At 44.7% G+C, this 24,199-nt stretch carries 40 protein-coding genes; all 40 read right to left on the bottom strand.

Going from position 1 to position 24,199, the window contains the following annotated elements; genetic code table 11:
• Window positions 1–29: 29 nt before the first annotated feature.
• The 40 genes from G9G57_RS24560 to G9G57_RS24365 all read right to left on the bottom strand — a co-directional run bounded on the left by G9G57_RS24560 (window position 30) and on the right by G9G57_RS24365 (window position 24,002).
• Window positions 30–722 carry a phosphoadenylyl-sulfate reductase gene (locus tag G9G57_RS24560; protein WP_019688711.1) on the bottom strand — a complete coding sequence of 231 codons (693 nt, stop codon included), beginning with the start codon at window positions 720–722 and terminating at the stop codon, window positions 30–32.
• A gap of 1,161 nt (window positions 723–1,883) precedes the next feature.
• Window positions 1,884–2,276: a 30S ribosomal protein S9 gene (gene rpsI, locus G9G57_RS24555; protein WP_013373250.1), complete on the bottom strand. Its 393-nt coding sequence runs from the start codon at window positions 2,274–2,276 to the stop codon at window positions 1,884–1,886.
• 20 nt (window positions 2,277–2,296) lie between these two features.
• Entirely contained in the window at window positions 2,297–2,734 is a 438-nt protein-coding gene (gene rplM, locus G9G57_RS24550) for a 50S ribosomal protein L13 (protein ID WP_013373251.1), read from the bottom strand.
• Between the two features lie 183 nt (window positions 2,735–2,917).
• Window positions 2,918–3,703 (bottom strand): tRNA pseudouridine(38-40) synthase TruA, encoded by a 786-nt coding sequence (gene truA, locus G9G57_RS24545; protein WP_025365929.1) that lies wholly within the window; start codon window positions 3,701–3,703, stop codon window positions 2,918–2,920.
• 151 nt (window positions 3,704–3,854) lie between these two features.
• Entirely contained in the window at window positions 3,855–4,220 is a 366-nt protein-coding gene (rplQ, locus tag G9G57_RS24540; protein ID WP_013373253.1) for a 50S ribosomal protein L17, read from the bottom strand.
• 34 nt (window positions 4,221–4,254) lie between these two features.
• Window positions 4,255–5,199 (bottom strand): DNA-directed RNA polymerase subunit alpha, encoded by a 945-nt coding sequence (locus G9G57_RS24535; RefSeq protein ID WP_013373254.1) that lies wholly within the window; start codon window positions 5,197–5,199, stop codon window positions 4,255–4,257.
• A gap of 135 nt (window positions 5,200–5,334) precedes the next feature.
• Window positions 5,335–5,730 carry a 30S ribosomal protein S11 gene (gene rpsK / locus G9G57_RS24530; protein ID WP_007432559.1) on the bottom strand — a complete coding sequence of 132 codons (396 nt, stop codon included), beginning with the start codon at window positions 5,728–5,730 and terminating at the stop codon, window positions 5,335–5,337.
• 19 nt (window positions 5,731–5,749) lie between these two features.
• Window positions 5,750–6,118 carry a 30S ribosomal protein S13 gene (gene rpsM / locus G9G57_RS24525; RefSeq protein WP_007432560.1) on the bottom strand — a complete coding sequence of 123 codons (369 nt, stop codon included), beginning with the start codon at window positions 6,116–6,118 and terminating at the stop codon, window positions 5,750–5,752.
• Window positions 6,119–6,138: 20 nt separating this feature from the next.
• A complete protein-coding gene (gene rpmJ / locus G9G57_RS24520) occupies window positions 6,139–6,252 on the bottom strand; it encodes a 50S ribosomal protein L36 (RefSeq protein WP_003333770.1) in 114 nt (37 codons plus the stop codon).
• Between the two features lie 118 nt (window positions 6,253–6,370).
• Window positions 6,371–6,586: a translation initiation factor IF-1 gene (infA, locus tag G9G57_RS24515; protein WP_006212898.1), complete on the bottom strand. Its 216-nt coding sequence runs from the start codon at window positions 6,584–6,586 to the stop codon at window positions 6,371–6,373.
• Window positions 6,587–6,588: 2 nt separating this feature from the next.
• Complete coding sequence (locus tag G9G57_RS24510; protein ID WP_013373256.1) at window positions 6,589–6,897, bottom strand: KOW domain-containing RNA-binding protein; 309 nt, start codon at window positions 6,895–6,897, stop codon at window positions 6,589–6,591.
• Between the two features lie 9 nt (window positions 6,898–6,906).
• Complete coding sequence (locus G9G57_RS24505) at window positions 6,907–7,446, bottom strand: M24 family metallopeptidase (protein ID WP_045245370.1); 540 nt, start codon at window positions 7,444–7,446, stop codon at window positions 6,907–6,909.
• Window positions 7,447–7,451: 5 nt separating this feature from the next.
• A complete protein-coding gene (locus G9G57_RS24500) occupies window positions 7,452–8,096 on the bottom strand; it encodes an adenylate kinase (RefSeq protein ID WP_013373258.1) in 645 nt (214 codons plus the stop codon).
• A 90-nt stretch (window positions 8,097–8,186) separates the two neighbouring features.
• A complete protein-coding gene (secY, locus tag G9G57_RS24495; protein ID WP_013373259.1) occupies window positions 8,187–9,485 on the bottom strand; it encodes a preprotein translocase subunit SecY in 1,299 nt (432 codons plus the stop codon).
• The gene (rplO, locus tag G9G57_RS24490) at window positions 9,485–9,925 is read right to left on the bottom strand and encodes a 50S ribosomal protein L15 (RefSeq protein ID WP_013312149.1); all 441 of its coding nucleotides are present in this window, start codon (window positions 9,923–9,925) and stop codon (window positions 9,485–9,487) included. The genes secY and rplO overlap by 1 nt, the downstream gene beginning before the upstream one ends.
• A gap of 43 nt (window positions 9,926–9,968) precedes the next feature.
• The gene (gene rpmD / locus G9G57_RS24485; RefSeq protein WP_013373260.1) at window positions 9,969–10,154 is read right to left on the bottom strand and encodes a 50S ribosomal protein L30; all 186 of its coding nucleotides are present in this window, start codon (window positions 10,152–10,154) and stop codon (window positions 9,969–9,971) included.
• Window positions 10,155–10,166: 12 nt separating this feature from the next.
• On the bottom strand, window positions 10,167–10,664 hold the full coding sequence (gene rpsE / locus G9G57_RS24480) for a 30S ribosomal protein S5 (RefSeq protein ID WP_013373261.1): 498 nt from the start codon (window positions 10,662–10,664) through the stop codon (window positions 10,167–10,169).
• 27 nt (window positions 10,665–10,691) lie between these two features.
• Window positions 10,692–11,060 (bottom strand): 50S ribosomal protein L18, encoded by a 369-nt coding sequence (gene rplR / locus G9G57_RS24475; RefSeq protein WP_007432568.1) that lies wholly within the window; start codon window positions 11,058–11,060, stop codon window positions 10,692–10,694.
• 113 nt (window positions 11,061–11,173) lie between these two features.
• Entirely contained in the window at window positions 11,174–11,716 is a 543-nt protein-coding gene (gene rplF / locus G9G57_RS24470) for a 50S ribosomal protein L6 (protein WP_016818652.1), read from the bottom strand.
• A gap of 33 nt (window positions 11,717–11,749) precedes the next feature.
• Window positions 11,750–12,148: a 30S ribosomal protein S8 gene (gene rpsH / locus G9G57_RS24465; protein WP_007432570.1), complete on the bottom strand. Its 399-nt coding sequence runs from the start codon at window positions 12,146–12,148 to the stop codon at window positions 11,750–11,752.
• A gap of 32 nt (window positions 12,149–12,180) precedes the next feature.
• Window positions 12,181–12,366, bottom strand: coding sequence for a type Z 30S ribosomal protein S14 (locus tag G9G57_RS24460; RefSeq protein ID WP_010348808.1), 186 nt, complete (start codon window positions 12,364–12,366; stop codon window positions 12,181–12,183).
• A 75-nt stretch (window positions 12,367–12,441) separates the two neighbouring features.
• The gene (gene rplE / locus G9G57_RS24455; RefSeq protein WP_007432571.1) at window positions 12,442–12,987 is read right to left on the bottom strand and encodes a 50S ribosomal protein L5; all 546 of its coding nucleotides are present in this window, start codon (window positions 12,985–12,987) and stop codon (window positions 12,442–12,444) included.
• 31 nt (window positions 12,988–13,018) lie between these two features.
• On the bottom strand, window positions 13,019–13,372 hold the full coding sequence (gene rplX, locus G9G57_RS24450) for a 50S ribosomal protein L24 (RefSeq protein WP_013312155.1): 354 nt from the start codon (window positions 13,370–13,372) through the stop codon (window positions 13,019–13,021).
• A gap of 36 nt (window positions 13,373–13,408) precedes the next feature.
• A complete protein-coding gene (rplN, locus tag G9G57_RS24445) occupies window positions 13,409–13,777 on the bottom strand; it encodes a 50S ribosomal protein L14 (RefSeq protein WP_007432573.1) in 369 nt (122 codons plus the stop codon).
• 34 nt (window positions 13,778–13,811) lie between these two features.
• Window positions 13,812–14,075 (bottom strand): 30S ribosomal protein S17, encoded by a 264-nt coding sequence (gene rpsQ / locus G9G57_RS24440; RefSeq protein WP_007432574.1) that lies wholly within the window; start codon window positions 14,073–14,075, stop codon window positions 13,812–13,814.
• A 50-nt stretch (window positions 14,076–14,125) separates the two neighbouring features.
• A complete protein-coding gene (rpmC, locus tag G9G57_RS24435; RefSeq protein ID WP_007432575.1) occupies window positions 14,126–14,323 on the bottom strand; it encodes a 50S ribosomal protein L29 in 198 nt (65 codons plus the stop codon).
• Complete coding sequence (rplP, locus tag G9G57_RS24430) at window positions 14,313–14,747, bottom strand: 50S ribosomal protein L16 (RefSeq protein ID WP_007432576.1); 435 nt, start codon at window positions 14,745–14,747, stop codon at window positions 14,313–14,315. The genes rpmC and rplP overlap by 11 nt, the downstream gene beginning before the upstream one ends.
• 2 nt (window positions 14,748–14,749) lie before the next feature.
• Complete coding sequence (rpsC, locus tag G9G57_RS24425; protein ID WP_007432577.1) at window positions 14,750–15,415, bottom strand: 30S ribosomal protein S3; 666 nt, start codon at window positions 15,413–15,415, stop codon at window positions 14,750–14,752.
• Between the two features lie 13 nt (window positions 15,416–15,428).
• A complete protein-coding gene (gene rplV, locus G9G57_RS24420; RefSeq protein WP_007432578.1) occupies window positions 15,429–15,761 on the bottom strand; it encodes a 50S ribosomal protein L22 in 333 nt (110 codons plus the stop codon).
• 35 nt (window positions 15,762–15,796) lie between these two features.
• Entirely contained in the window at window positions 15,797–16,075 is a 279-nt protein-coding gene (rpsS, locus tag G9G57_RS24415; protein ID WP_007432579.1) for a 30S ribosomal protein S19, read from the bottom strand.
• A 72-nt stretch (window positions 16,076–16,147) separates the two neighbouring features.
• A complete protein-coding gene (gene rplB, locus G9G57_RS24410) occupies window positions 16,148–16,978 on the bottom strand; it encodes a 50S ribosomal protein L2 (protein ID WP_016818651.1) in 831 nt (276 codons plus the stop codon).
• 30 nt (window positions 16,979–17,008) lie between these two features.
• Entirely contained in the window at window positions 17,009–17,299 is a 291-nt protein-coding gene (gene rplW, locus G9G57_RS24405) for a 50S ribosomal protein L23 (RefSeq protein WP_013373266.1), read from the bottom strand.
• Complete coding sequence (rplD, locus tag G9G57_RS24400; protein WP_013312160.1) at window positions 17,299–17,922, bottom strand: 50S ribosomal protein L4; 624 nt, start codon at window positions 17,920–17,922, stop codon at window positions 17,299–17,301. Before rplD ends, rplW begins: the two co-directional genes overlap by 1 nt.
• Before the next feature lie 26 nt (window positions 17,923–17,948).
• Window positions 17,949–18,572, bottom strand: coding sequence for a 50S ribosomal protein L3 (gene rplC / locus G9G57_RS24395; RefSeq protein WP_013312161.1), 624 nt, complete (start codon window positions 18,570–18,572; stop codon window positions 17,949–17,951).
• Between the two features lie 32 nt (window positions 18,573–18,604).
• Complete coding sequence (gene rpsJ / locus G9G57_RS24390; protein WP_005544556.1) at window positions 18,605–18,913, bottom strand: 30S ribosomal protein S10; 309 nt, start codon at window positions 18,911–18,913, stop codon at window positions 18,605–18,607.
• 340 nt (window positions 18,914–19,253) lie between these two features.
• The gene (tuf, locus tag G9G57_RS24385; protein ID WP_013373267.1) at window positions 19,254–20,444 is read right to left on the bottom strand and encodes an elongation factor Tu; all 1,191 of its coding nucleotides are present in this window, start codon (window positions 20,442–20,444) and stop codon (window positions 19,254–19,256) included.
• Between the two features lie 92 nt (window positions 20,445–20,536).
• Complete coding sequence (gene fusA / locus G9G57_RS24380) at window positions 20,537–22,615, bottom strand: elongation factor G (RefSeq protein ID WP_016818650.1); 2,079 nt, start codon at window positions 22,613–22,615, stop codon at window positions 20,537–20,539.
• 47 nt (window positions 22,616–22,662) lie between these two features.
• The gene (gene rpsG / locus G9G57_RS24375; RefSeq protein WP_007432586.1) at window positions 22,663–23,133 is read right to left on the bottom strand and encodes a 30S ribosomal protein S7; all 471 of its coding nucleotides are present in this window, start codon (window positions 23,131–23,133) and stop codon (window positions 22,663–22,665) included.
• 50 nt (window positions 23,134–23,183) lie between these two features.
• Window positions 23,184–23,606 (bottom strand): 30S ribosomal protein S12, encoded by a 423-nt coding sequence (gene rpsL, locus G9G57_RS24370; protein ID WP_007432587.1) that lies wholly within the window; start codon window positions 23,604–23,606, stop codon window positions 23,184–23,186.
• A gap of 144 nt (window positions 23,607–23,750) precedes the next feature.
• On the bottom strand, window positions 23,751–24,002 hold the full coding sequence (locus G9G57_RS24365) for a ribosomal L7Ae/L30e/S12e/Gadd45 family protein (RefSeq protein ID WP_016818649.1): 252 nt from the start codon (window positions 24,000–24,002) through the stop codon (window positions 23,751–23,753).
• Window positions 24,003–24,199: the final 197 nt, after the last annotated feature.

The raw sequence follows: 24,199 nt of genomic DNA, 5'->3' as shown, positions 1-24,199 counted from the left end.
AAGTCTCAGAGCTACCTACATACCATTTTTTATTGGTGGAGCCCACACTCCGTTTTCTCATTGCCTGACCAACGGCCAGCACGTGGATCTTCACCTGGCAGGACTTCACGTGTGCATTGCTCACAGCCAATACTGGGAAAATTACGGTCATGCAATGGATTATACAATACATCATGAGTGCGAATATAGTTCCATACATCCTCGGAAGTCCAGCTTGCCAAGGGGTTAAATTTAACGAGACCAAACTTTTCATCATACTCTACCTTTTTTGCATTCGCACGCGTAGGAGCCTGATCGCGACGGATACCGGTAATCCATGCATCGTATTGAGACAGAATGCGTGTCAGCGGCTCAACCTTGCGTATACCACAGCATGCATTAGGATTTGATTTCCACAGCTCCTCTCCATGCTCCGCAGCTTGCTCTTCTGGAGTGATTAAGGGAGAGACTCTAACAAAATCCAAATTGTATCTAGCTTTCATCTGATCACGCGTATCATAAGTTTCTTGAAAATGAAAGTCGGTATCCAAGTAAAAAATGTCGGTAGAAGGGCTAATTCTTTGTAGCATATCTACTAGTACTACATCTTCTGCTCCGAAGCTACAAGCAAAGGTGAGGTTGGGAAATGTATGAACAGCATATTGGATAATTTCTTCAGGCGTGGCCTCTTCCAGTTCACTTGCCTTGACTCTAATCAACGCTTCTTTCTCCAATAAATTCATTATCAATGCGCCTCCATATGAAGATTCATAAATAAGTGATACTTCAATGCCGACTAAACTAATAAGATTAAGTACAGTATAAAACTTTCATATTCATTGTCAATCCAAGCAAAATCGTCATACTGTAAACATTTATCATCCCGCATGAAGCAGGAACGTTGTTCTGTCAGCATTCTTAAACGCTCTCCTGCATATTCAACCAAGTTCAGTGGCTATATATAAAATATTCTTATACCAAACGTTTAAAAATTGCCTTAGATTGCTTAATAACTAAAAGTAACTAGTCATAGCAGAGGGTATGCCTGAACGTAAGTATTTTAGGTTAGCGAAAATGCTTCCTCTACCCCACCCGAGACAAAGATATACCCACTACTCGGCTGTCATCGTAATCCTGGATAGCTATGGCTATTATGATCAGGTAAAAATATCTGAGGATAAAAGCGCCCTTCCTTAGAGCCATGATTATCCTTGGATTTGGTCAAGGAAATATAATTAGGGTTCGTTCGTCATATTTACATTTGCATTCAAAGATGAAGCATACGTGGTCGTGCTCAGCTCAAGGTAAACCAGCTCTGACTATAAGGTTTACATCCGAAGAATCCCACTACCAAATCGGGAGCTCTGATGCTAATCGTGCTTCTATTAAGGAATATTACAAAGAAATGGTACCCAGATCGATAATAAGCCTCTCAACGCTCCTATAGCGCTCACAGAGGCCCTCCCTGAGAAATTAAAGCATTCAGATATACAGATAGCCCTTAACGTAACTGGAGCCCTATTTTAGCCCATTCTCAATGGTTAAAAATACTCACATCATCATCGCTGCAATTACGGAAGCCGAGGAGATGGGCAGTACCAAGCTAAAGATTGCTCTGCAAAAGTTCCCTGATCTTTTTAATTAGTCACAGGTTGTGAACATTACAGGATAAACTGTGTTGAAATAGCAAACTATATTTGTGCATAAGTATACCGATCTTAGTTACATCGTGGATAACTTACGTATTCCAGATAGTATATGCACCTTTTTATGTATCGCAGGGCAGACGTAGCCATAAAATTCTAGTCTAGATCCATTTATCCACATGTAGTTAATGTGCAGCAAATGATCTAAATAAAAAAGAACCCTTTCCATAAGGAAAAGGTTCTTCTGTATTCGAAATATTAACGTTTCGAGAACTGTGGTGCACGACGAGCGGCTTTGAGGCCGTATTTTTTACGTTCTTTCATACGTGGGTCACGAGTCAAGAATCCTGCTTTTTTCAAAGCTGGACGGAATTCTGGGTCTGCTTTCAACAGAGCACGGGAAATACCGTGGCGAATTGCGCCTGCTTGACCAGAGATACCACCACCATGAGCGATAACGAGTACGTCATAGCTACCAAGTGTTTCTGTCAGATTCAGTGGTTGTTTTACGATCAGTTTGAGAGTTTCCAAACCGAAATATTCATTAATATCACGCTTATTGATGACAATGCGTCCTTCACCCGGTACGAGACGAACACGAGCTACCGAATGTTTACGACGACCTGTCCCATAGTATTGTACTTGTGCCATGAAACTGTCCTCCCTTTTAATTATCCGCGAAGTTCGTAAACTTCAGGTTTTTGTGCTGCATGTGGATGCTCTGTACCTCTGTAAGCTTTAAGTCTCAGCTTCATTTTGTCGCCTTGACGAGTTTTAGGAAGCATACCGTGAACAGCCAATTCCAACATACGTTCAGGTTTGTTCTTAACCATATCTTGTGCAACTGTTACTTTCAGACCACCTGGGTGCAGGGAGTGACGATAGTATTTTTTGTTCTCCATTTTTTTACCGGTCAATACGATTTTCTCCGCATTGATTACAACAACAAAATCACCTGTGTCCACATGTGGTGTAAACTGTGGCTTGTGTTTGCCGCGAATCAACGCAGCCGCTTCGCTTGCCAGACGGCCGAGCGTTTTGCCTTCGGCATCAATGATGTGCCAATTGCGCTCAACTTCATTTGGCTTCGCCATATACGTAGTACGCATGAAAAGTATCCTCCTTAAGTTCGTTAACAGAAATCATCATTTATCTTCGTTCGTTAAGTTGCTGCATTATTGATGGATTAGATGTTGCTATAAAGTGATTATCTTAATTGGGGCTGTGGGAAAGCCATTAAGAAAACACAACTTTTATATTACAGGATAACCATCAATTCTGCAAGGAAAAAATCAATGTTTTTTGATGTTTTCTTCGTACTCTACATTCCAGAGCGTTAAAGCGTGTCCAACGGCTGTAGGGCCAGCCTTTGAACGGTTTTTTGCTTCCAAAATGGAAGGAATATCATCCGGCGATTTTTTGCCTTCCCCCACTTCCAGCAAAGTCCCCATTATAATCCGAACCATGTGCTGCAAAAATCCGCTACCTGTAATATAAGTATGAATAATTCCCTGATCGTCCGACCCAGGACGTGAAAAGGAATGGTCTACCGTTATATAGGCTTCGTAAATAGTGCGAACATGATTCGTCTTTTGGGAACGTCGAGATGCGAACGAAGTATAGTCAAAGGTGCCCACTAAATGAGCCAACCCCTTTTCCATCGCTCTTACATCCAGACTCGTTGGATGATGGGCCTGTGTACGACGGTGAAAGATGTCTGGAAACCGGTTCGCATTAATACTGTACCGATACGTCTTCCGCTTCGCCATGCGGCGTGCATGAAAGGACAGTGGCACCTCTCTCGCATCCGTAACGATGATATCACGAGGCAACCAGGCATTAAGTGCCAGACACCAGCGATGTATCGGAATCGGCGATTCAGTATGAAAATTGAATACCTGCCCGTATGCATGCACACCTGCATCTGTACGTCCTGAGCCCGTAATTTTAAGACGTTCGCCCGTCAATGAGTATATAGCATTTTCAAGACAGTCCTGAATGGTGTTGCCACTAGGCTGTGTCTGAAAGCCATCATAGTGGGTTCCATCATAGTTCACCTTCATACACAAGTTCCGCATGCTTCTCACACCTTTGCAGGGGTATTCTCTGGTCTTGCAGGAAAAAACCGAACATAACAAAGGAGAAGCCCCTCAAGGACTCCTCCAAGAGAAAAAAAGGGTTGTTCAGAATCAAGCCGATTCTGTCCACCCTTCCCTCATCTTCGCCTGTTTACGCGCGGTCAACCAATTCCAGATATACCATTGGAGCGGCGTCGCCACGACGAGGTCCCAGTTTCAAGATACGAGTGTATCCACCTGGACGCTCATTGTAACGTGTAGCCAATTCGCTAAACAGCTTTTGGATTGCATCCTGCTCACCATCCAAAGTTTCACGGCGAACGAACGCAGCCACTTGACGACGTGCGTGCAGATCTCCTTTTTTCGCTTTGGTGATCAGTTTTTCAGCAATAGAACGAACTTCTTTCGCTTTAGCCTCAGTAGTTTGGATACGCTCATACAAGAACAGATCGGTTACCAAATCACGAAACAAAGCTTTACGGGCACTGGAATTACGGCCCAATTTTTGGTATGCCATGTAGTTTCCCCTCCTTCACAAAAACGTTGCTGTGCTATTCTTCCGTACGAAGTCCTAAACCAAGTTCCTCGAGCTTCTCTTGTACTTCTTCCAAAGATTTGCGACCCAAGTTACGGACCTTCATCATATCTTCTTCAGATTTAGTCGTGAGTTCTTGTACCGTATTGATACCAGCGCGCTTAAGGCAGTTATAGGAACGGACGGAGAGATCCAGCTCTTCGATCGTCATTTCAAGAACTTTTTCTTTCTTGTCTTCTTCTTTTTCGACCATAATTTCTGCATCTTTTGCTTCATCCGTGAGACCCACGAATAGCATCACATGCTCGGTCAAAATTTTGGCTCCAAGGCTCACAGCTTCTTCAGGACGAATAGTTCCGTCTGTCCAAACCTCAAGTGTCAGCTTGTCATAATTCGTAACCTGGCCGACACGCGTATTTTCTACGCCGTAGTTCACGCGTGCAATCGGAGTGTAGATGGAGTCGACGGGAATGACGCCGATCGGCTGGTCATCACGTTTATTCCGATCCTGCTTAACGTAACCGCGACCGCGATTGGCAAAAATACGCATGTGAAGTCTCGAACCCGGTCCGAGCGTTGCAATGTGAAGATCCGGATTAAGAATTTCCACATCACTATCCGCACGGATATCACCTGCCGTTACAACTCCTTCGCCTTCCGCATCGATTTCGAGTACTTTCTCTTCATCTGAGTGGATTTTAAGCGATAAAGCTTTCAAGTTCAGAATGATCTCCGTTACGTCTTCCTTCACACCGGGAACCGTTGCAAACTCGTGCAGAACCCCATCGATCTGAACCGATGTGACTGCTGCCCCCGGTAACGAGGATAACAGAATACGGCGAAGCGAGTTCCCCAGCGTCGTACCGTATCCGCGTTCCAGCGGTTCTACTACGAATTTTCCATAGGTGCCATCATCATTGACGTCAACCGTCTCAATTTTCGGCTTTTCGATTTCTATCACTGCAATATCCCTCCTTCAAAACGTCGCTCCTATATGAAACATTCACCTTATCCATAGTCTATCATGCAGTATACCTAAACATCCATTCTTGGCAGTTTGTGCCGGATCTATACTACACGCAGAGGAGAAATCTCATTAGACGCGACGACGTTTTGGAGGACGGCATCCGTTATGAGGTACCGGAGTTACGTCTTTGATCAGGTTAACTTCCAGACCAGCAGCTTGCAAAGAGCGGATTGCTGCTTCGCGACCTGCACCAGGTCCTTTAACCATGACTTCGACTGTCTTCATGCCGTGTTCCATAGCAGCTTTAGCAGCAGTTTCTGCGGCCATTTGCGCTGCGAATGGAGTAGATTTACGGGAACCACGGAATCCCATGCCGCCTGAGCTGGCCCAAGAGATTGCGTTACCGTGTGGGTCTGTGATCGTAACGATCGTGTTGTTGAACGTGGAACGGATGTGTGCCACGCCACTCTCGATATTTTTACGGTCACGGCGTTTTGTGCGTACAACTTTTTTCGGTTTAGCCATTGAATGTTATCCTCCCTTCTTATTTCTTCTTGTTCGCTACAGTCCGACGAGGACCTTTACGGGTACGAGCATTAGTTTTAGTACGTTGTCCGCGAACAGGCAACCCACGACGGTGACGAACACCACGGTAGCAGCCAATCTCAGTCAGACGTTTAATATTCAAGGAAATTTCACGACGCAGATCGCCTTCTACTTTAACTTCTTTGTCGATCGTTTCACGTAATTTGCTCACTTCATCTTCAGTCAAATCACGAACACGCGTGTTTGCACTGATGCCTGTTTCCTTCAAAATTTTCTGAGAAGTCGTCTTACCGATTCCGAAAATGTAAGTCAAGGCGATCTCAACGCGTTTGTCACGTGGCAAATCCACACCAGCTATACGAGCCATTTACGCTACACCCCCTTCTATTAACCTTGTTTTTGTTTGTGTTTCGGATTTTCGCAAATAACCATTACATTCCCTTTGCGGCGAATGACTTTGCATTTCTCGCAAATAGGTTTTACAGAAGGTCTTACCTTCATGTTGATTACCTCCTCCAAGCTTTACCCTGGTAAAACTCGCTTCGTGAACATTCACATCGTTTTGCCGAGCAAAACAAGTTTTTTTAAATGATGTACGTTTAATAAAAACCTGCATGAATTACTTGCGGTACGTTATACGGCCTTTGGTTAAATCGTAAGGCGATAACTGTACAACCACCTTGTCGCCTGTCAAAATACGGATAAAGTGCATCCGCAGCTTTCCGGAAACATGAGCAAGAATTTGATGACCGTTCTCCAGCTCTACCTTGAACGTAGCGTTCGGCAGTGGCTCGATTACCGTACCTTCAACCTCAATGACATCTTCTTTGGCCAAAGTCAGTCTCCTTTCTCTTCAGCTTGGTATTCGGACGAGTCCAGGAAAGTTTTCACTGCATGCCGCAGTTTTCCGTTCGTCACCCGACCGCTTTCGTTTAAACTATTTACAATCTCGCTACTAATCTTTGGCTGAGGTACCAAATGAAGAACATTTTTCTTCTTCGCTTGATCAAACTTTCGTTTATCCCCATCCGCAATATACACAAACCTGCTATCTGCTATTGAAACGACAACCGCAATCTGTCCGGCACCTCTGCCCTTCAGAATCTTCACCAGCTGACCGATTTGCAGGTTTCCTTGCTGATTCATTCCAATCACCTACGCACTCAGTTTCGTGAAAATGTCCATGCCGTCCGCTTCGCACGTCACCACTTGCTCAAAATGAGTACAAGTGATTACGTTCATCGTAACGACCGTCCAGTTGTCTTCCAGCGTCCCTACAAGGCGAGCACCTATTGGAATCATTGATTCAATAGCCAGCACAATGCCGGTTTTCAGCCTCGGCCCCTGCTCAGGAATACCACGGTTTGGATTCTCAATATATTGCCGAATGGCATGCGACATTGTAAACTGGCGAGTTTTCGTAATGACATCGCCTTTGTTTAACTTGCGTTTGCCGGGAAATCCGTGCACCAGTTGTTCGTTGACTGAAGCGCAAATGCTAGCAGGAAAACCGTTATAACCTTTAAAAGACGGCACAGCTCCCTGACTGCGAATATACCGATCAGCTAAATGATCAAGTTCACCGGTCGTAATACCGGGCTCGATGTGTCCTGCTAAGAAATAACTCGTTGCCGAATTCATTTTCCTAGCTTTCCTCATAAAGCTTGATTCCGTCCCCGACTTGCAAATGATCATTACAGCTAACCCCGCAACAAGGACACGATATTTTGGGAAACCACATCAATATCCTGTTCTCCGTCAATATGACGCAGAAGATTCTGGTTCTCATAAAACGTGAGGAGTGGTGCTGTTTTATTACTATATTCGTCAAGTCGTGTTCTTACGCTATCTTCGTTATCGTCAGGACGCTGATAGAGTTCACCACCGTCTTTATCGCAAATGCCTTCAACCTTAGGAGGATTAAAGACAATATGATAGCTAGCTCCGCAGCTTTTACAAACTCGCCGTCCTGTGATTCGTGCCAACAAGTTGTCACGATCCACTTTCAGGTTGATGACATCATCCAGCTTCGTATTCAAACGGCCCAAAATTTGATCCAAGGCTTCAGCTTGAGCTAAAGTTCTTGGAAAACCGTCCAGCAAGAAACCTTTCTTGCAATCAGGCTGCTGCAGCCGTTCTTCAACGATACCGATTGTTACATCATCCGGAACAAGTTCACCCTTGTCAATATACTCTTTGGCTTTAATGCCAATAGGTGTTCCCTGTTTCATCGCTAGGCGAAACGCATCACCTGTCGAGATATGAGGAATGCCGAACTCCTTCACAATGACATCTGCTTGTGTACCTTTACCAGCCCCCGGAGGGCCCATGATCAAAATATTCACAATCTGTCACTCCTCAAGACGACCCCTACACAAGAAACAGCACAAAAGGTGCCGGTAAGCATGCGAACATCCTATGCCGGTACCTATTGCCTATTTGTTGATGAAGCCTTTGTAATGGCGTTTGATCAGTTGGCTTTCGATTTGCTTCATCGTATCCAATGCTACACCAATAATGATGAGCAATGAAGTACCGCCAATTTGCACGGAACGAGGCAAGCCCGAAAGCGAACCGAAGAATACCGGCAAAACGGATATGACTGCCAGGAACAAAGCTCCTGTCATTGTCAAACGTGACATTACTCGTGTCAAGTATTTCTCCGTGGCTTTACCTGGGCGAATGCCGGGGATATAACCGCCGTTTTTCTTCATATTGTCGGCCATTTGCTGCGGATTCATCTGTACAAAGGTATAGAAGAATGTGAAACCGATAATCATTACGACATACAAAACCATGCCCAGTGGCTTGTCATAATACAAGTAAGTGGTAATCCACTTAGCCCAAGCATGATCTGCCCAGAAACTCGCAATAATTGTCGGGAATTGCAGCAATGATACCGCAAAGATTACCGGAATAACGCCTGCCGCATTAATTTTCATCGGAATATGCGTATTCTGGCCACCGTACATTTTGTTGCCAACTACACGTTTTGCGTATTGTACTGGAATTTTCCGAATACCTTGCTGGATGTAGATAACACCAACGATAATCAGAACAACCACCAAGGCAATGATAATTGCCTTCAGAATATTCATAAACAGCTGATCTGCTTGAATAAACTGAGATTCTACAATCGTCCGAATATGTCTTGGAATACCTGCCGCGATCCCTGCAAAGATTACAATAGAGATACCATTACCGATTCCCTTTTCGGTAATTTGCTCACCGAGCCACATAAGGAACGTAGTTCCTGCAGTAAGCACAATGGCAATAACCAGATAATCAGCAAAAGTAGCACCTGGAATCATCGCTGCACCGTACAGTCGATTAAATCCAATCGACGTTCCGAATGCTTGGATTAAGCCCAGTATTACAGTACCATACCGTGTAATTTGAGCCAATTTCTTTTTACCATGCTCTCCTTGTTTAGCCCATTCCGCAAGTTTCGGAATCACGTCCATTGACAGCAACTGTACAATGATGGACGCTGTAATATATGGCATAATCCCGAGGGCGAAGATCGAAAACTGATACAACGCGCCCCCTGAGAAGGTGTTAAGGAGTCCAAACAACTCGCTTCCTGCCTGATCCTGAGAAGTAAAGACTTGCTTATTCACACCGGGAACCGGCACGAAGGAGCCAATACGATATACAAAGAGTATAAACAGGGTAAACAGGATTCGGGTTCTAAGATCCTCAACCCGCCATATATTTTTCAGGGTCTTGAACATTAGATCACCTCGGTTTTACCGCCGGCAGCTTCAATTTTCTCTACCGCAGATTGAGAGAACTTGTTCGCTTTAACTGTCAATTTCACAGTGATTTCACCGTTACCCAGAATTTTAATTCCGGATTTCGCGTTCTTCACAATACCATTGTTCAGCAAAAACTCAGGGCTTACTTCTGTACCCGCTGCAAAACTGTTCAAATCTTCGATATTCAAAACCGCATACTCTTTACGAGTAGGATTTACGAAACCGCGTTTAGGCAAGCGACGATACAGTGGGTTTTGACCACCCTCGAAGCCCGGACGTACACCACCGCCGGAACGAGCGTTTTGACCCTTATGACCACGACCAGAAGTTTTACCCGTACCGCTACTAGGACCACGACCCAAACGTTTACGTTCTTTGCGGGAGCCTGGAGCTGGGGAAAGCTCATGTAACTTCATCGTTCGTTGCACCTCCTTGATTATTGTTAAAATACTTTATTGCTTAAGCCTCGATTTCTTTAACAGAAACCAAATGGCTAACTTGATTAATCATCCCGCGAATCGCTGCATTGTCGGGTTGAACTACTTTATGGTTGATTTTACGCAAGCCGAGCGTTTTAACAGTCGTTCTCTGAGTACCAGGACGGCCGATCAACGAACGAACGAGGGTAATTTCTAATTTCGCCATGATATTCCCTCCTTAGCCCAGCAGCTCTTCGATGGATTTGCCGCGCAATTTAGCAACATCTTCAGCGCGTTTCAAGCGGGACAAACCTTCCAAAGTCGCATTGACCATATTCATGGAATTCGAAGAACCCAAAGATTTTGTCAAGATATCACCTACACCAGCAAGTTCCAGAACTGCACGAACTGGACCACCAGCGATAACCCCAGTACCTTCCGATGCCGGTTTCAACAGAACCCGGCCAGCACCGAACTTACCTGTAACAAGGTGAGGAATTGTTGTGCCTACGAGTGGAACGTGAACCAGGTTTTTCTTAGCATCTTCAATACCTTTGCGAATCGCATCAGGTACTTCGCCCGCTTTACCGATTCCAGCGCCTACCCAGCCGTTGCCGTCGCCCACTACTACCAGAGCACTGAAGCTAAAACGGCGTCCGCCTTTGACAACTTTAGCTACACGATTAATATTTACTACTCTTTCAGTCAGTTCCAAAGTATTCGGATCTACACGCAAGTCGTTAACCTCCTTTTGAGAAATGTCTTAGAATTCAAGGCCTGCTTCGCGAGCTGCATCAGCCAAAGCTTGAATCCGTCCATGATACAAGTATCCACCACGATCAAATACGATGTTAGCATGGCCTTTTTCTTTCGCACGTTTAGCAACGAGTTCGCCAACCTTGCGAGCTGCTTCTACACTACCACCGTTTTTGATTTCGCTGCTCAGTTCTTTATCCATAGTGGATGCAGAAACCAATGTTACACCAGCAACATCATCAATCAGTTGTGCGTAGATATGCTTGGAAGAGCGGAATACGTTCAAACGAGGACGTACAGCCGTACCTTCGATTTTCTTACGTACACGCAGATGTCTTCTGACACGTGCTTTATTTTTATCTTGTTTTGTAATCATCTCAAGTTTTCACTCCCTTCAGTTTGCCTTTTAAAACTTTATACTAAGACGCACTGGGTAAAAAAGAGTACAAGTCTTTCCAGTAGAAAGACCGCACAAAGTCGGTAAGAAACTTATTTCTTCTTACCGGCTTTACCTTCTTTACGGATGATGCGCTCGCCTTCGTATTTAATCCCTTTACCTTTGTACGGTTCAGGTTCACGAACGGAACGAATCTTAGCAGCATAGGCACCTACACGCTCTTTATCAATTCCGCGAACGATAATTTTAGTGTTCGAAGGAACTTCGAACTCGATGCCCGCTTCCGGTGTAATTTCAACCGGGTGAGAGTATCCAACGTTCAGAACGATTTTATCTCCGGATTTGCTTGCACGATATCCGACCCCAACCAGCTCCAGAGATTTTGAAAAACCTTCAGTTACACCACTTACCATGTTATTGACAACGCTGCGGGTTGTTCCATGCAAAGAGCGGTGAAGTTTATTGTCCGAAGGACGAACTACATTAATTTCATTATTTTCCACAGTAACGGACATGTCTTTATGAAGCTCACGAGTCAATGTTCCTTTAGGACCTTTAACTGTGATCACTGTGTTGTTCAAAGTCACGTCAACACCACTTGGTACTGTGATTGGTTTACGACCAATACGGGACATATCTGTTGCACCTCCTATCTTTTAAACGTTAAATTACCAAACGTAGCAAACCACTTCTCCGCCGGCTTTGGACTGACGCGCTTCTTTGTCCGTCATGATACCTTTGGATGTTGAAATGATTGCGATCCCGAGTCCACCCAATACGCGTGGAATCTCATTGCTCTTCGTGTAAACGCGAAGACCTGGTTTACTGATTCTTTTCAAACCTGTGATAACACGCTCGTTGTTCGCACCGTATTTCAAGAAAATACGGATGATCCCTTGTTTGCTATCTTCAACAAATTCCGCATCACGAATGAATCCTTCACGTTTCAGGATGTCGGCGATTTGTTTTTTCATTGTAGATGCAGGCATTTCTACTGTTTCGTGGCGAACAGTGTTCGCGTTACGAATACGAGTAAGCATATCTGCAATTGGATCAGACATAGTCATTGTGTATAAACCTCCTTCCCAAACAGGACTTTTTACCAGCTTGCTTTTTTCACGCCAGGAATCTGGCCTTTATAAGCTAATTCACGGAAGCAAATTCTGCAGATCTTAAACTTTTGCAGCACCGAATGTGGACGACCACAACGTTCGCAACGAGTATAAGCACGAACTTTAAACTTTGGTGCGCGTTGTTGTTTGACTTTCATTGAAGTTTTTGCCACTTAGCCTGACACCTCCTAAATAGTTTCGGAGAACAGGGTGTCTTTAAATCAGACGCCCGAAACGTTATGCCAACATTATTTCGCGAAAGGCATGCCCAGCTGAGTCAGAAGCTCACGGGACTCTTCGTCAGTCTTGGCAGTCGTTACGATAACGATGTCCATACCACGAACTTTATCAACTTGATCATACTCGATTTCCGGGAAGATCAACTGTTCTTTCAGACCAAGCGTGTAGTTACCACGTCCGTCGAAAGCTTTTGTTGATACACCATGGAAGTCACGTACGCGAGGAAGTGTAATGTTGAACAATTTGTCCAAGAAATAATACATACGCTCGCCACGAAGTGTTACCTTTACACCGATCGGCATGTTTTCACGCAATTTAAAACCTGCGATAGATTTTTTCGCGCGAGTGATAACTGGTTTTTGACCAGCGATCAGCTGCATGTCGTTGAGAGCCGAATCAAGCACTTTGGAGTTTTGGACTGCGTCGCCAACACCCATGTTGATTACAACTTTCTCGATTTTAGGCACTTGCATCACTGTTGTATAGTTGAACTTCTGCATCAAAGCAGGAGTGATTTCTTTCAAGAAACGTTCTTTCATTCTTGTTGTTGCCATGAATCATAGTCCTCCTTTCTTCAAAAAATAATTAGTCGATCACTTCGCCTGAACGTTTTGCAATGCGCACTTTTTTTCCGTTGTCCAAAACCTTGTAACCCACACGAGTTACTTTTCCGCTCTTCGGATCAATGTGCATAACGTTGGAAACGTGAATCGGAGCTTCTTTCTCGATGATGCCGCCTTGTGGATTCAGCTGATTAGGCTTTTGGTGTTTTTTAATCATGTTAACACCTTCCACAAGCACACGGTTTTGACGAGGGTAAGCAGCGATAACGCGACCTTTTTTACCTTTATCTTTACCTGTAATCACCAGAACAGTGTCGTCTTTTTTGACGTGCAGCTTGTTGTTATGGGATTCCAGAACTTTTTTCACTTTTGGCATTTCGTACACCTCCTACGGGCACATTTTAAGGTGAATTTAGATCACTTCCGGAGCCAAGGAAACGATTTTCATGAAGTCCTTGTCACGAAGTTCGCGAGCAACTGGTCCGAAAATACGAGTACCGCGTGGGCTCTTGTCTTCTTTAACGACCACTGCTGCGTTCTCATCAAATCCGATGTAGGAACCGTCTTTACGGCGGATAGAACGTTTAGTGCGAACGACAACCGCTCTTACTACATCACCCTTTTTGACAACGCCGCCTGGTGTTGCTTGTTTTACGGAACAAACGATCAGGTCACCAATTTGAGCTGTACGACGTCCCGTACCACCGAGCACACGGATACACATCAGTTCCTTCGCGCCGGAATTGTCAGCTACAGTCAAACGTGTAAATGGTTGAATCATTTATTTATCCTCCTTTCGGAAAAACTACACTACATTAGATTATAACAGCTTTTTCAACGATTTCGACCAGTCTCCAGTTTTTGTCTTTGGACAAAGGACGAGTTTCCATGATTTTAACAGTATCACCGATTTGTGCAGTGTTGTTTTCATCATGAGCTTTGAATTTTTTAGTCACTTTAATGCGTTTATGATAGAGATCATGTTTTTTGTAAGTTTCTACAGCAATCACAATCGTTTTATCCATTTTGTCGCTGACTACTTTACCGACTAATACTTTACGGGCATTACGTTCGCTCATTGTTGGCCTCCTTCCTAATTACAGGCGGAATTTCCACCCGGTCTAATATCTTAGCTAATCCCAAGTTCTCTTTCACGGATCACAGTTTTAGCACGAGCAATTTCCTTACGCACAGCACCGATCCGAGTCGGGTTATCAAGCTGACCGGTAGCGAGTTGAAAACGAAGGTTGAAAAGTTCTTCTTTAAAACCAGAGATCTTTTGTTCGATTTCAGCAGTGGTAAGGTTGCGGAATTCACTAGCCTTCATTTGCTTCACCACCCAATTCTTCACGTTTCACAAACTTAGTTTTGATTGGCAGTTTGTGAGCGGCAAGACGCATTGCTTCACGAGCAATCTCTTCCGGTACACCAGCAAGTTCAAACATGATCTTACCTGGTTTCACTACTGCAACCCATTTTTCTACGTTACCTTTACCACTACCCATACGAACCTCAAGAGGCTTTTGAGTAATTGGTTTGTCAGGGAATATTTTAATCCAAACCTTACCACCACGTTTGATGTAACGAGTCATCGCAATACGAGCAGCTTCGATTTGACGGTTAGTGATCCATGCTGGTTCAGTAGCTTGCAAACCGTACTCACCGAAATTCAGTGTAGTACCGCCTTTTGCACGACCCTTCATATGACCACGTTGTTGTTTACGATGTTTTACGCGTTTAGGTACCAACATGATTAGTTGCCTCCTTCCTGAGGAGCTTGTTTCTTAGCTGGAGGAAGAACCTCTCCACGATAGATCCATACTTTTACGCCAAGACGGCCATAAGTAGTATGAGCCTCTGCTGTACCGTAGTCGATGTCAGCACGAAGCGTATGCAGTGGAACAGTTCCTTCGCTGTATCCTTCGGAACGAGCGATTTCGGCACCGCCAAGACGTCCGCCTACTTGAGTTTTAATTCCTTTTGCACCGGAACGCATAGTTCTTTGAATTGCTTGTTTCAACGCACGACGGAAAGAAACACGACGTTCCAATTGTTGTGCAATGCTTTCAGCAACAAGAATTGCATCCAGTTCAGGATTTTTAATTTCAGAGATATTGATGTGTACCTTTTTACCGCCTGCGATTTTAGTGATTTCATTACGCAGATTTTCAACTTCGGAACCACCCTTACCGATAACCATACCTGGTTTCGCAGTGTGAATCGTTACGTTGACACGGTTAGCTGCTCTCTCGATTTCAACACGGGATACAGCGGAGTCTTTCAATCTTTTCTTCAGATGCTCACGAATCTTAACGTCTTCTAGCAAAAGATCACCGAAATCTTTGCCTGCATACCATTTGGATTCCCAATCACGAATAATACCGATTCGGAGTCCGACGGGATTTACCTTTTGGCCCACACGTTTTCCCTCCTTATTTTTCAGATACCACCAGAGTAATATGACTGGTGCGTTTATTGATGCGGCTTGCACGACCCATTGCACGCGGGCGGAACCGTTTCATTGTAGGACCTTGGTTTACAAAAACCTCAGACACTACCAATTTATTTACGTCCATGGAGTAGTTGTGATCTGCATTTGCGATAGCAGAATTCAGCAATTTCTCAACGACTGGAGAAGCGGATTTCGGAGTGTGACGAAGAATTGCAATCGCCTCACCTACCTGCTTGCCACGAATCAAATCGATAACAAGTTTCACTTTGCGAGCGGAAATCCGCACGGATTTAGCATGTGCTTTTGCTTCCATTGAGTTACCTCCTCTCAAACACTACGCTGTGTTGATTATCTTCTTGTTTTCTTATCGTCATCCGTATGGCCTTTGTACGTACGCGTTGGAGCGAATTCGCCCAATTTGTGTCCAACCATATCTTCCGTTACGTATACAGGCACGTGTTTACGACCATCATATACACCAAACGTGTGTCCGATAAATTGCGGGAAAATTGTAGAGCGACGGGACCAAGTTTTGATCACGACTTTTTTGTCAGACTCGTTCAAAACCTCTACTTTTTTCAACAGGTAACCATCAATAAATGGTCCTTTTTTGAGACTGCGACCCATTTGTGAATCCTCCCTTCGTTAAAACGTAGTCGTTCTTTAATATGTTAACGTGCGACTTAAGCGCACGTTTTATTACTTAGTACGACGACGAACGATGTACTTATCAGATGCTTTGCCTTTTTTACGTGTCTTGTAACCAAGGGTTGGTTTACCCCATGGAGACATTGGAGATTTACGTCCGATTGGAGCGCGACCTTCACCACCACCGTGTGGGTGATCGTTAGGGTTCATAACAACACCGCGAACTTCAGGACGTTGTCCCAACCAACGACTACGACCAGCTTTACCGATCTTAACAAGCTCGTGGTCTTCGTTACCTACAGATCCGATTGTAGCACGGCAAACTTTCAGAATGCGACGCACTTCACCAGAAGTCAAACGAATTGTAACATACTTCTCTTCTTTACCAAGAAGTTGGGCTTCCGTACCAGCAGCACGAACAAGTTGGCCACCTTTACCCGGTTTCAATTCGATATTGTGGATAACCGTACCTACTGGAATGTTTTCCAATGGCAAGGAGTTACCGATTTTAATATCGGAGTCCGGACCGGATACCACTACATCTCCTACTTTCAGACCTTTAGGAGCGATGATGTAACGTTTTTCACCATCCACATAGTGGATAAGTGCGATGTTGGACGTACGGTTTGGATCATATTCGATCGTAGCAACGCGGCCCGGTATTCCATCTTTGTTACGTTTGAAGTCAATAATACGGTATTTACGTTTATGTCCGCCGCCATGATGACGAACTGTAATTTTACCTTGGTTATTACGTCCAGCTTGCTTGCTCAGAGGTGCCAGCAACGATTTCTCGGGCTGATTTGTTGTGATCTCCTCGAAAGTAGATACAGACATTGCACGTCTGGCCGGGGACGTCGGTTTATACTTTTTAATTGGCACTGAGTTTCCCTCCTTACTTTACAGATTCAATTATACTGTTTCAAAAAACTCAAGCGGCTTACTGTCTTTGCTCAGCGTTACGAACGCTTTTTTCCACTCGCTCGTATAGCCGGAATGACGTCCGTAGCGTTTTGGTTTTGCAGGAACACGAAGTGTGTTAACGTTACTTACTTTCACGTTAAAAATCGCTTCGATTGCTTTCTTAACTTCGACTTTGTTGGAACGAATGTCAACTTCGAAAACATATTTCAAGTCATTCATCATACCAGCCGTACGTTCGGTGATAATCGGACGCTTGATAATATCACGAGGATCCTTCATTACGCGAGCACCTCCTCTACCTTCTGAACTGCTTCCTTCGTAATGATCAGTTTGTCGTGTCCGAGCACATCAAGAACATTAATGCCGTCTGCGGCTACAAACTTCACACCAGGAATATTACGAGCGGACAGCGCTACATTATCATCATAGCTAGGAGCTACAATCAATGCTTTACGATCTGCTTTAAGGTTATTCAAAATGGCTGCGAATTCTTTCGTTTTAGGTCCGTTCAGTGTAAGAGCGTCCAATACGATGATTTCATTCTCAATCACTTTGGATGACAGTGCCGATTTGATCGCCAGACGACGAACTTTTTTAGGCAATTTGTAAGCATAGCTGCGTGGAGTCGGACCGAATACAGTACCGCCGCCAACCCATTGTGGTGCACGAATCGAACCTTGACGAGCGCGACCAGTACCTTTTTGTTTCCAAGGTTTACGTCCGCCGCCACGTACTTCAGAACGTCCTTTTACTTTGTGAGTACCTTGACGCAGGGAAGCCAATTGCATAACAACAGCGTCATGAAGAACGTGTTTATTCGGCTCGATACCGAACACTGCATCGTTCAATTCAATTTCGCCAACTTGGCTGCCGCTAATATTAAATAGTGCTACTTTTGGCATTTCGTGTTCCTCCTTTCTTCAGTTAATTATTTTTTCACCGTTTCTAATACTTTAACGAAGCTGTTTTTAGGTCCTGGAATGGAACCTTTCACGAGCAATACATTGCGTTCTGTATCGATCTTAACAACTTCAAGGCGTTGGATTGTTACCGTTTCATGTCCCATGTGTCCTGGCAGGTGTTTACCTTTAGGAACGCGGTTAGCTTGAATGGAACCCATAGAACCTGGACCTCTGTGGTAGCGCGAGCCGTGTGCCATTGGTCCGCGGCTTTGTCCCCAACGTTTGATAACGCCGGCAAAACCTTTACCTTTAGAAATACCTGTTACGTCAACGAATTCGCCTTCTGTGAAGACATCAGCCTTCAGCTCTTGGCCAACCTCGTACGCAGCAAGGTCGATGCCACGAAGTTCACGAACGTAGCGCTTAGGTGCAGTATTTGCTTTTTTAGCATGCCCTGCTTCAGGTTTATTGGATCTTTTTTCTTTTTTATCAGAGAACCCGAGTTGGATAGCTTCGTATCCATCGTTTTCCAGATCTTTCTTTTGCAGAACAACACAAGGACCAGCTTCGATAACCGTAACAGCAAGTACGTTACCTTCAGGGGTAAACACTTGAGTCATTCCGAGTTTTTTTCCTAAGATACCTTTCATGTTGACACCTCTTTTCTTTTCCTGATTACATATTACAATTTAATTTCGATATCTACACCGGACGGCAGGTCCAAGCGCATCAAGGCATCCACAGTTTGTGGAGTCGGATTAACAATGTCGATCAAACGCTTGTGTGTGCGCATTTCGAATTGTTCCCGAGAATCCTTGTACTTGTGTACCGCACGGAGAATAGTAATGATTTGTTTTTCAGTTGGCAGCGGAATTGGTCCGGAAACACCTGCACCCGAACGTTTAGCTGTTTCAACAATCTTCTCAGCGGATTGATCAAGAATTCTGTGATCGTAAGCTTTCAAACGAATACGAATTTTTTGCTTTGCCATTTTAGTCCCTCCTTCTATCGCCCAATTTGGTATCGGACATACTCCGTGAAAATTTTCCGACAGCCCTCCCATGGCAAAGGGGCCGGGTGTGTCAGTAACCTCTCACATCATCGCACAGTCACAAACAACATTAGTTATTATATCGAATACTTCTGCCTATTGCAAGCAAAAACAAAAAAAACAATGTATCTTATTTTCAAAGATAACAATTGTGCTCGCAGCTCGCGATTTTCCTCAAGAGAAAAGCCCCCGCACCATGGCAGGGGCTCGTTTTGCTTCGTTCCAATACAATGTTACTCGTTCCAGTACAATGTTGCTATATTCAAGGCTCGAAGCCTTATTATTTAGAGATTGTTGCTACAGCGCCTGCACCAACTGTACGTCCGCCTTCACGAATGGAGAACTTAGTTCCTTCTTCAATCGCGATTGGGCTGATCAGTTGAACAGTAACCGTAATGTTATCACCAGGCATTACCATTTCGGAACCTTCTGGCAAAGTAATGATACCAGTTACGTCAGTTGTACGGAAGTAGAACTGTGGACGGTAACCAGTGAAGAAAGGTTTGTGACGTCCGCCTTCTTCTTTAGTCAAAACGTAGATTTGAGCAGAGAATTCTGTATGTGGGTTAACAGAACCTGGCTTAGCCAATACTTGACCACGCTCGATTTGTGCACGATCTACACCGCGAAGCAGTGCGCCGATGTTGTCACCAGCTTGAGCGGAGTCAAGCAATTTACGGAACATTTCTACGCCTGTTACTACGGATTTACGGGATTCTTCTTGAATACCGATGATTTCGATTTCGTCGCCCACTTTAACTGTACCACGCTCTACACGGCCTGTAGCAACTGTACCACGACCAGTGATGGAGAATACGTCCTCGACAGGCATAAGGAAAGGCTTGTCAGTGTCGCGTTCTGGAGTTGGGATGTATGTGTCGATTGTTTCGAACATTTCAACGATTTTCTTAGCCCAGTCGCCATCTGGGTTTTGCAGTGCTTCACGAGCGGAACCACGAGTGATTGGAGTGTCGTCGCCTGGGAAGTCATACTCGCTCAGCAAGTCACGAACTTCCATTTCAACCAATTCCAGCAACTCTTCGTCTTCAACCATGTCGCATTTGTTCAGGAATACAACGATGTATGGAACACCTACTTGACGGGACAAGAGGATGTGTTCACGAGTTTGTGGCATAGGACCGTCAGCAGCGGATACAACCAGAATAGCTCCGTCCATTTGTGCAGCGCCAGTGATCATGTTTTTAACATAGTCGGCGTGACCTGGGCAGTCAACGTGTGCATAGTGACGGTTAGGTGTTTCATATTCCACGTGTGCAGTGGAGATTGTGATACCGCGTTCGCGCTCTTCTGGAGCTTTATCGATTTGATCGAATGCTACAGCAGCACCACCGTAAGTTTTGGAAAGTACAGTTGTGATTGCAGCAGTCAAAGTTGTTTTACCATGATCGACGTGACCAATTGTACCGATATTAACGTGCGGTTTGTTACGTTCAAACTTAGCCTTTGCCATTTGAACAATTCCTCCTCAATAACATGTTTTATTTTTAGGCTGTCGGAAACCTTTTGGAAAACCTAGAGTATCCGATCAGCTAATACACTGTATTACTCGCCGCCTTTGGTTTTGGCAACGATCTCTTCAGCAATGCTCTTCGGAACTTCTTCATAGTGATGAAGCTCCATGGAGAACACACCGCGTCCTTGTGTACCGGAACGAAGTGTAGTGGAATATCCAAACATTTCGGACAATGGAACCATTGCACGAATAATTTGGGCACCACCACGGGAATCCATACCTTCAATCCGACCACGACGGGAGTTCAGCATACCCATTACGTCTCCCATGTATTCCTCTGGAACCGTTACTTCAACTTTCATAATCGGCTCAAGCAATACAGGTTTACATTTGTCTTTCGCTGCTTTCAGCGCCATTGAACCGGCAATTTTAAATGCCATTTCATTGGAATCGACATCATGGTATGATCCATCCACAATTGTAGCTTTAACGTCCACAAGCGGGAAGCCTGCAAGGACACCGTTCTTCATTTGCTCTTCAATACCAGCAAGTGCAGGTCCGATGTATTCTCTTGGAACAGAGCCACCGACAACCTTGCTTTCAAACTGGCTACCAGTACCTGCTTCAAGCGGTTCGAACTCAACCCATACGTGACCATATTGACCACGACCACCGGATTGACGAACAAACTTACCTTCAACACGTGCTGGAGCACGGAATGTTTCACGGTATGCTACCTGTGGTTTACCAACATTGGTTTCCACTTTGAACTCACGACGCATACGGTCAATGATAATGTCCAAGTGAAGCTCACCCATACCTGCCAAGATAGTTTGGCCAGTTTCTTCGTTAGTTGAAGCGCGTAGAGTTGGATCTTCTTCGGTCAACTTACCGAGTGCAACTGCCATTTTGTCTTGGTCAGCTTTGGTTTTAGGCTCAACCGCGATTTCGATAACCGGATCAGGGAAGTTCATGGATTCGAGAATAACAGGATTCTTCTCATCACACAGTGTATCACCTGTACCTGTATCTTTCAAACCTACGGCTGCCGCAATGTCACCGGAGTATACTTCAGTGATTTCTTGACGGCTGTTCGCGTGCATTTGAAGGATACGTCCGATACGTTCGCGTTTGCCTTTTGTTGCATTCAATACGTAAGAACCGGATTGAAGAACACCGGAATATACGCGGAAGAATGTCAATTTACCAACGTAAGGGTCCGTCATGATTTTGAAGGCCAATGCGGAGAAAGGCTCTTCATCAGAAGAATGACGTTCAACTTCCGTTCCATCTTCCAGATGACCTTGAATACTTGGTACATCAATAGGAGCTGGCAGGTAATCAACAACTGCATCCAGCATCAGCTGAACACCTTTGTTACGGTAAGAAGATCCACAGATAACTGGGAAGATCTTAACTTCTACAACACCTTTACGGAGAGCGGCTTTAATTTCTTCAACCGTGATCTCTTCGCCTTCAAGGTATTTCATAGTCAAATCTTCATCCAGTTCAGCAACCTTCTCGATCAATTCGTTACGGAGTTCCTCAACTTTGTCTTTGTAGTCCGCAGGAATTTCGGCTTCTTCGATATTTTGACCAAGGTCATCTTTGTACATATGAGCCTTTTGTTCAACAATATCGATGATACCTAAAAAGTCATTTTCTGCACCGATTGGAAGTTGAATAGCAACTGCGTTCGCTTGAAGGCGATCACGCATATCAGCTACAACGTTCAAGAAGTCGGCACCGATAATATCCATTTTGTTTACATATGCGATCCGTGGAACGCCATAGCGATCAGCCTGTCTCCATACGGTTTCAGACTGAGGCTCAACGCCTTCTTTCGCACTGAAAACACCAACTGCTCCGTCCAATACACGAAGGGAACGTTCAACTTCAACAGTGAAGTCAACGTGCCCCGGGGTGTCGATGATATTGACGCGGTGACCTTTCCAGGCAGCGGTCGTCGCAGCGGAAGTAATCGTGATTCCGCGCTCTTGTTCTTGTTCCATCCAGTCCATTGTCGCAGCACCTTCGTGAACTTCACCGATTTTGTGCGTACGGCCTGTGTAGAACAAGATCCGCTCTGTTGTTGTGGTTTTACCCGCGTCAATATGAGCCATGATCCCGATATTACGTGTATTTTTCAAGGAGAACTCTCTTGCCATGAAATGGGTCTCCCTTCAAAATTGAAGTTATTTTTTTAAGCTGAATCCTACCAACGATAGTGAGCAAACGCTTTGTTCGCTTCAGCCATTTTGTGCGTGTCTTCACGTTTCTTCACGGAAGCGCCTGTGTTGTTGGAAGCATCGATAATCTCAGCCGCCAAACGCTCTTCCATAGTTTTCTCGCCGCGGTTGCGGGAGTAGTTTACGAGCCAACGTAATCCCAGGGACGTACGTCTTTCTGGTTTTACCTCGATTGGTACTTGGTAGTTGGCACCGCCGACACGGCGTGCTTTAACTTCCAGGACTGGCATGATATTCTTGATAGCTGCTTCAAATACTTCCATCGGGTCATTACCCGTACGTTCTTGGATAAGCTTGAACGCATTATACAGAATGCTTTGAGCAACGCCTCGTTTTCCGTCGAGCATGATGCGGTTGATCAAGCGAGTAACCAACTTGCTGTTGTATACCGGATCTGGCAACACGTCTCTTTTGGTAACTGGACCTTTGCGTGGCATGGATATCCCCCTTTCTTACATGTTAAACCTGCATACGCGGTTTATATTCATTAGGATTTTTTAGCTTTAGGGCGTTTTGCGCCGTATTTGGAACGAGCTTGCATGCGGTTGTTTACGCCTGCAGTATCCAAAGCACCTCGAACGATGTGGTAACGCACACCCGGAAGGTCTTTTACACGACCGCCACGAATCAGCACTACGCTGTGTTCTTGAAGGTTATGTCCAATACCTGGAATGTAAGCAGTCACCTCTACACGGTTCGTCAAGCGAACACGAGCATATTTACGAAGTGCGGAGTTTGGTTTTTTCGGAGTCATAGTACCTACACGAGTGCAAACTCCGCGTTTTTGCGGGGCACTGATGTCGGTAGCTTCACGTTTCAAGGCATTAAAACCTTTTTGCAAAGCCGGTGATTTCGATTTCTCGATTTTGGCTTGACGTCCTTTACGAACCAGTTGGTTAATAGTTGGCATGTTGGTTGCCACCCCCTTCCTCAATTTTTGCTGTTACTTTACAAACCTTATCTAAGCCCACAGACCCAGGCGGTTCATAAAAGAACAAATGAAAAGTCTTTGCCGCCAAGAATAACGATTCCCTAGACAAAAACGTTCCTTACCCTATTGTTTTACGATAGCAGCCATCGCGGCTCCCACTTCAATCCCGCATGCAGCTCCGAGATTTTTCATTGTATCTACGAGAGTCACTTTGACCCCGTGCTTGTTGCACAAATCAATGATGTTGGAAGTGAAACGCTGATCTGCATCTTCTGCCACATATACTTCCGAGGCGAAGCCCATTTCTACCATACGAATGGTTTGTTTGGTACCGATTTTGACATGAGCATCTTGCAGTCCCTGTTCTTTAGACATATCTCATTCCTCCGAAAAGACCCAATAGCATATAGGCTGCTCACGCACCTTTGCTATATTAGCATTGACTATGAACAATGTCAAGACAATTATCAACTATAATCTATTTAAACAAAGTAATACGTTACATTTTTATAAGAAGTACCGGAGCACCGTTGCTACAGCCTTTACCAAAGCTTATATCTACGGTGTTCCGG

The sequence above is a fragment of the Paenibacillus sp. EKM211P genome, assembly GCF_011066175.1.
GTDB lineage: Bacteria > Bacillota > Bacilli > Paenibacillales > Paenibacillaceae > Paenibacillus > Paenibacillus polymyxa.
Note: the sequence above shows the minus strand (reverse complement) of the source record. Positions and strands in the feature narration are given on the sequence as shown.